This is a genomic window from Arthrobacter sp. AG367 (assembly GCF_007828995.1).
GTDB lineage: Bacteria > Actinomycetota > Actinomycetes > Actinomycetales > Micrococcaceae > Arthrobacter.
In genome coordinates, this window is sequence record NZ_VIVE01000009.1 from 141324 (window position 1) to 147966 (window position 6643).

A 6643-nucleotide genomic window follows, 5' to 3' on the forward strand; every position below is an offset into this window, starting at 1 on the left:
ACTGACGGCGGTCCGCACCCTTTCGCAACGGTGCGGGCCGCCGTCGGCCTTTAACCATGGCCGCACAGGATTTACCGTCCCTGCCCTGAGTACGGAAGAATTGAGCCCATGACCGAGGAACACAGCGCCCAGTGGCATGACGAACCCACAGACTATGCCCAGGTGGGTAAGCTCCCGCGGTTCGTGGCCGCCAGCGCCGACGAGAACAAGGCCGCTTCGGTAGCCTCCTCGCTGAGCATCACCGCCGCAGCGGCGGATCCGGAGCTGCTGGACCTGCCCTGGCACATCGCCCTCGAGGAGTGGCCGGCGCAGTACCTGGCCGCACTCCCCCGGGGCATCTCCCGGCACATCGTGCGCTTCGCCCACCTTGGCGGCTCGGTGATTGCCATCAAGGAAACCTCCGAGCATGTGGCCCGGCACGAGTACCACATGCTGCGCAAGCTGGCCCGGCTGGACGTCCCCTGCGTGGAGCCCGTGGCCGTGATCACCGGCCGCACCACCCCTGACGGACGCCCGCTGAACCCCGTCCTGGTGACCCGGCACCTGAAATTCTCCATGCCGTACCGCGCACTGTTTTCGCAGATGCTGCGCAAGGACACCCTGACCCGCCTCATCGACGCCCAGGCGCTGCTCATGGTGCGGCTGCACCTGATCGGGTTCTACTGGGGCGACGTCTCGCTGTCCAACACCCTGTTCCGCCGCGACGCCGGCGCGTTTGCCGCCTACCTGGTGGACGCCGAAACCGGTGAGCTCTACCCCGACCTCTCCACCGGCCAGCGCGAATACGACCTTGAGATCGCCAGGGTGAACATCGCCGGCGAGCTGATGGACCTCCTGGATGGCGGTCTCATCGAGGAAAAGGTGGACCCCGTGGCCACCAGTGAGCTGATCATGGACAGCTACCGGCGGCTGTGGGCCGAGCTGACGGAGAAGGAATCCTTTGAGCTGGGCGAACGCTGGCGGGTGAGCGCCCGCATCCGGCGCCTGAACGAACTCGGCTTCGACGTCGAGGAATACGCCATAAAGACCACCCAGAACGGCTCCACCATCCAGCTCCAGCCCAAGGTGGTGGACGCGGGGCACCACCAGCGGCGGCTGCTGCGGCTTACCGGCCTGGACGCCCAGGAGAACCAGGCCCGCCGCCTCCTCAATGACATGGACTCCTTCCGGGCGGACAACAACCCGGACATGGATGAGGAATACAGCGCCCACCTGTGGGTCAGCCAGATCTTCGAACCGATCGTGCGCGCCATTCCCCGGGACCTGTCCGGCAAACTGGAGCACGCCGAGGTGGTCCACGAGGTCCTGGAGCACCGGTGGTACATGTCCGAGAAGCAGGAGCGCCACATTCCGCTGGCGGAAGCTGTCCAGTCCTACATCGACTCGATCCTCCGGCACCGCCGGGACGAGGCCGCGATCATGCTGAACCCTGATACCGAGCTGCTGAAAATCCTTGAGGTGGAGACCGAGGAATCCCGTTACGGCGAAGACGAATCGGTGGACGAATACCCGGATTCGGACGACTGAGTCCTAGATCGCCTTACCGGGGTTGAGGATCCCCGCGGGATCGAACAGGTCCTTGATCCTGCGCTGGAGCTCCCGCACCGGTTCCGGCTGCTCCTGTCCCAGCCACCGGAGCTTGTACTGCCCTACTCCGTGCTCACCGGTGATGGTGCCGCCCATCGCCAGCGCCGCGGTGATGGACTCGTCCAGTGCCGCCTGCAGCCGCTGCATGGCTGCGGAGTCCACGCTTGCCCCCTGCCGGTCGATCCAGAATGTGGGGTGCAGGTTGCCGTCACCCGCGTGGGCCACCACCTTGAGGTGTACCTGCTGCCTGGCGGCCATGGCTTCGAGTTCCGCGACGTAGTCCACCAACCGGGAGCGGGGAACGGCCACGTCCTCGCCTACACGGTACTCGTCGTCCACCTCCGTCCCCCTGCTGTGCCGGCGGAGTTCCACCAGGCGCTCCGCCTCGGCGCTTGCCTCAGTAGTCACCGTTGCCCCGCCGGCGCGGAGGACCTGGCGCACAACCTCCGCTTCCGCGGCGGCGCCAAACCCGTCGGCCTGGACCAGCAGGAGTGATTTTCCGCGGGCGGTGAGGTCGGAGCCGTGGATGTCGTCGAGCTGGGCCAGGGTACCGCCGTCGAGCAGTTCCATGATGGCCGGCTGGACGCGTGCCTTGCCTACGGCCAGGACCCCTGCGGCAGCCATCCTGAAGTCCGGGTAGAAGGCGGCCACGGTGTGGACTTCCCGTGGCAGGTACTTCAGGCGCACGGTGATTCCGACGACGACGCCCAGGGTTCCTTCGGATCCCACGAAGAGGCCCGTCAGGTCATAGCCCGCCACGCCTTTGAAGGTTTGGTGGCCTGTGTGGATGAGGGACCCGTCGGCCAGGACCACATCCAGTGCCAGGACCGAATCCCTGGTGACCCCGTACTTGGCGCAGCGCAGGCCGCCGGCATTGGTGGCCACGTTCCCGCCGATGGTGGAGCTTCGGAAACTGGCCGGATCGGGGGCATACATGAGGCCGTGCGCTGCTGCGGCTTCGTTGAGGACCGCGTTCACCACGCCGGGCTCCACCATGGCTGTCTCATCGTCTGGGTTCAGGGCGAGGATCCGGTTCATCCGCTCCAGCGAAAGGATGATGCAGTTCCTGGTGGCATGGGCACCACCGGAAACGCCTGTACCCGCACCCCGGGGGACAATGGCCACTCCGCTGCCGGCGCAGGTTTTCACCACCGCCTGCACGTCGGCCACTGATTCGGCGAACACCACCGCCAGGGGAAGCTGGAAATCGATGACGGGGGCCTGGTCGATGGCGTACCGCCGGAGCGAGACCTCGCTGACATCCAGCTGCCCTGGCGCCAGGATGGCATCCAGCTCGTCAACGATGCATCCCACAAAGCCTCCACCCGTCGTCGGACATGTCTACCCAGTCTAGGGCGTGCGACGCTCCGGTCTTTTGGATTTGCCGGCGTGCAATCGCTTCCAGTTGTTGGACTGGAGAGCCTTGAAAGTTCGTGCGAAATTAGGCGAAACATGTATGGAAGCGTTTTCATTTATCGCCCGTCCGCCGCTATGCTTGCTTTCATGTCTGTCGATACTGTGACCCAGGACACCTCAGCTGCCACTGGCCCCCTGACGCTCATCCACGCTGCCGATACCGCTCCCGGCTGGTGGCGCTCTGCCGTGATCTATCAGGTCTACCCCCGGTCATTCCGGGACCTGAACGGTGACGGCGTGGGAGACCTCGCGGGAATTACCGAGGAACTGCCGCATCTGGCGGACCTGGGCGTCGACGCTGTTTGGCTGTCACCCTTTTACCGTTCCCCCCAGCGTGACGCCGGATACGACGTCAGCGACTACTGCGACGTTGACCCGATCTTTGGCACACTCGCCGACTTCGACGTCATGATGGCCGAATCCCACCGCCTGGGCCTGCGGGTCATCGTGGACCTGGTGCCCAACCACTGTTCGGACCAGCATCCGGCGTTCCAGGCAGCCCGTGCGGCACCGGCCGGAAGCCCCGAACGGAACATGTTCATCTTCCGTGACGGCACCGGGCCTGACGGAGAGGAGCCACCGAACAACTGGCAGTCACACTTTGGCGGATCTGCCTGGACACGGGTATCAGACGCCGACGGCCGGCCGGGCCAGTGGTACCTGCACCTCTTTGACTCCTCCCAGCCGGACTTCAACTGGGACAACCCCGCCGTCCACGCCGAGTTCGAGCGCGTGCTGCGTTTCTGGTTGGACCGCGGCGTGTCCGGTTTCCGGGTGGACGTAGCCCATGCCCTGGTCAAGGCCCCGGGCCTGCCCGCCTGGGGCGGCCGGGCCGATGGCGGCAACAGCGACGGGTACCCCGGCCACGAGGCACCCATGTTCGGGCAACCCGGCGTCCACGACATCTACCGCAACTGGCGGCTGATCCTGGACGAGTACGGCCCGGACCGGATCCTCTGCGCCGAGGCAAGCGTGGACCTTCACCGGCTGGCCCACTGGGTCAGGCCCGACGAGATGCACCAGGCGTTCAATTTCCCCTACCTCCATGCGGGCCTGGACGTCTACCGGCTGCGCTCGGTCATCACCGATTCCCTGACCGTCCTTGACGGCGTCGGCGCCCCGAGCACATGGGTGCTGTCCAACCACGATGTGGTCCGCCATGCCAGCCGGTTTGGCTACAACGGCCATGGCCCACGGGACGGCGACGGCATCGGGGCGGCCGATCCCCAGCCGGATGAGGAACTCGGCCGGCAGCGCGCAGCTGCTGCCTCGCTGTTCATGCTGGGACTGCCCGGTGCCGCCTACCTCTACCAGGGCGAGGAGCTGGGGCTGCCGGACGGCATCGACATCCCCGGCCACCTGCGCCAGGACCCCACGTTCGCCCGGACCGGCGGGCAGCGGCTTGGCCGTGACGGCTGCCGGGTGCCGCTGCCCTGGCGTGCCGGAGAACAACACCTGGGCTTCGGTTCGGGAAATGATCCATGGCTGCCCATTCCCGCTTCCTTTGGCGGGTTGGCGAGGGACCTGCAGGCGGAATCGCCGTCGTCGCACCTGTCCCTCTACCGCGACGCCCTGGCACGCCGCCGCGACCTGGACCTGGGCCGGGGATCCCTGTCCTGGGCCGAGGACTGGTGCACCGGGTCATCGCTGGGCTACCTCAACGGCACTACGCTGGTGGTTATGAACCTGAATCACGAGCCGCTGGAGATACCTGCGGGCCGCGTCCTTATCCGCAGTACGAGGTCCGGCACGGAAGGACTGCTGGCTTCGGGCGAAACCGCCTGGATCCGCATCACAGCAGCAGGCTGACCATGGCGGGCATCAAAGAAGTTGCCAGCCGGGCCGGCCTGTCCGTGGCCACCGTCTCCAGGGCGCTGAGCGGCAAGTCCAACGTCTCCTCCAGGAGCCGCCGCCTTGCGCAGGAGGCGGCACGGGAACTCGGGTTCGTCCCCTCTTACCACGCCTCCAGCCTCGCCTCCGGGCGGAACCACAACATCGGCCTGGTGGTGCCCAACGTCCAGCGCTGGTATTTCTCTTCGGTCCTGGAGGGCGTTTCGGAAGCCCTCCTGGACGCCGGCTACGACCTGACGCTGTACAACGTGGGAGAGCAGCCGGAGCACCGCAGCAGCATTTTGAACGACTTCCTGCTGCGGAAACGCCTGGACGCCGTCATTGCGGTGGCGCTGGTACTCAGCGAGGAAGAGATCGGCCAGCTGCTCGCCGTGCACCGTCCGATTGTGGGCATCGGCGGGGCGCTGCGGGGCGCCTCGACCATAAGAATCGACGACGAGGGCCTGGCCATGATGGCCACCCGGCACCTGATCGGGCTGGGCCATACCCGGATCGCGCATGTTACCGGGGATGCGGCCTTGAACCGCGACTTCAACCTTCCGCAGCTGCGCCAGAAGGGCTTTGCTGCGGCGATGGCAGCAGCCGGGCTGACGGTGCGGCAAGAGTGGCAGGCCACGGCCGGCTTCACCATCCAGGGCGCGTACGCGGCGGGCCGCCGGCTCCTGGGCACCTCCGCTGACCGCCCCACCGCAGTCTTCGCCGCGTCCGACGAGATGGCCGTGGGCATCATGCTCGCCGCCCGGGACTTCGGCCTTCAGGTCCCACAGGACCTTTCCGTCGTGGGGATTGACGGGCACGAACTTGCAGAGACCTTTGGGCTGACCACCATCAGCCAGGATCCACGCGGACAGGGAAGGCTCGCGGCTGCCACTGCTTTGGCCCTGCTGGACAATGCCGGTGGAAGTTCCGAGGGCGCAGGTTCCGACGGCGGAGGTTCCGACGGCGGGCTGGCGGCGGATGGAGCGCGGGACCAGGAATACCCTACGGAGTTTGTGATCCGGAACAGCACCGCCGTGCCGCCGGACAAGGCCGCGGGGCGGGGCTAGGCCACGCCTCCAGTCGAGCTGTCCTCTACGGCGTCCCCGGCGCCCATGAACCGCGCATACCTGTCCAGGATCCGGGGCCACGCCACCGCGTACTCCTGACGCGCGGCGGCAGGATCCTCGGCGCCTTCCCACCCTTCATGGAAGACCCGGACTTCAGTTCCGCCGCCGAGGGCGCGGAACGCCACCAGGAGCTCGGTGGACCACAGCGCCGTAGTCCCGGGATGCCAGGAGGCATGGAAGGACAGGGGCGGCTGCCAGTCATCAAGGGTTCCCCAGATACTGGTGCGGCCGTCATCGGCTGTTTCGAGGATGAGGTTCTCTTCAAACTCCACGTAGGAGCCGGCACCATAGACACCGTGCTGCTCAAGGGGCCACCAGAGGTGGGTGTGCTCCGTGAAACCAACAAAAGCCCGGGCCACGGGACCGGGCACGACTACGGTGTTGACCACCGGTTCCAGCGGCTCAATTGCCCGCTGTCCGGCTTCTTCGAAAGGGTCCTGCGGGTGGCTGAAGATGCTGCTCATGAGGGACTACTCTACCCCCGGGCAGCGGTGCCCGGGGGTAGAGTCCGCCCGTAGGCAGGGCATCCTCTTTGTGCTGTTCGGTTAAAGCAGCAGGGCCCTGACATTCGTTGTCAGGGCCCTGCTTAATGTGTGTCCGGCGGTGACCTACTCTCCCACACCCTCCCGGGTGCAGTACCATCGGCGCTGTGGGTCTTAGCTTCCGGGTTCGGAATGGGACCG

5 protein-coding genes and 1 rRNA gene are annotated in these 6643 nt (G+C 66.4%); 3 read left to right on the plus strand and 3 right to left on the minus strand.

Annotated elements, in window-relative coordinates; genetic code table 11:
- Positions 1-108: 108 nt before the first annotated feature.
- Positions 109-1527 carry a DUF4032 domain-containing protein gene (locus tag FB478_RS18815; protein WP_018772049.1) on the plus strand — a complete coding sequence of 473 codons (1419 nt, stop codon included), beginning with the start codon at positions 109-111 and terminating at the stop codon, positions 1525-1527.
- 3 nt (positions 1528-1530) lie between these two features.
- Here the strand turns inward: FB478_RS18815 and FB478_RS18820 are convergent, their stop codons facing one another.
- Positions 1531-2901 carry an FAD-binding oxidoreductase gene (locus FB478_RS18820; RefSeq protein ID WP_144601304.1) on the minus strand — a complete coding sequence of 457 codons (1371 nt, stop codon included), beginning with the start codon at positions 2899-2901 and terminating at the stop codon, positions 1531-1533.
- 177 nt (positions 2902-3078) lie between these two features.
- Between FB478_RS18820 and FB478_RS18825 the strand changes: the two genes are divergently transcribed.
- On the plus strand, positions 3079-4812 hold the full coding sequence (locus FB478_RS18825) for a glycoside hydrolase family 13 protein (protein WP_144601305.1): 1734 nt from the start codon (positions 3079-3081) through the stop codon (positions 4810-4812).
- Positions 4813-4814: 2 nt separating this feature from the next.
- Positions 4815-5900, plus strand: coding sequence for a LacI family DNA-binding transcriptional regulator (locus FB478_RS18830; RefSeq protein WP_144601306.1), 1086 nt, complete (start codon positions 4815-4817; stop codon positions 5898-5900).
- Here the strand turns inward: FB478_RS18830 and FB478_RS18835 are convergent.
- Positions 5897-6424 carry a hypothetical protein gene (locus tag FB478_RS18835; protein WP_144601307.1) on the minus strand — a complete coding sequence of 176 codons (528 nt, stop codon included), beginning with the start codon at positions 6422-6424 and terminating at the stop codon, positions 5897-5899. The two genes, FB478_RS18830 and FB478_RS18835, sit on opposite strands and share 4 nt — an antisense overlap.
- Positions 6425-6555: 131 nt before the next feature.
- Positions 6556-6643, minus strand: a 5S ribosomal RNA gene (rrf, locus tag FB478_RS18840); the annotation flags it as partial.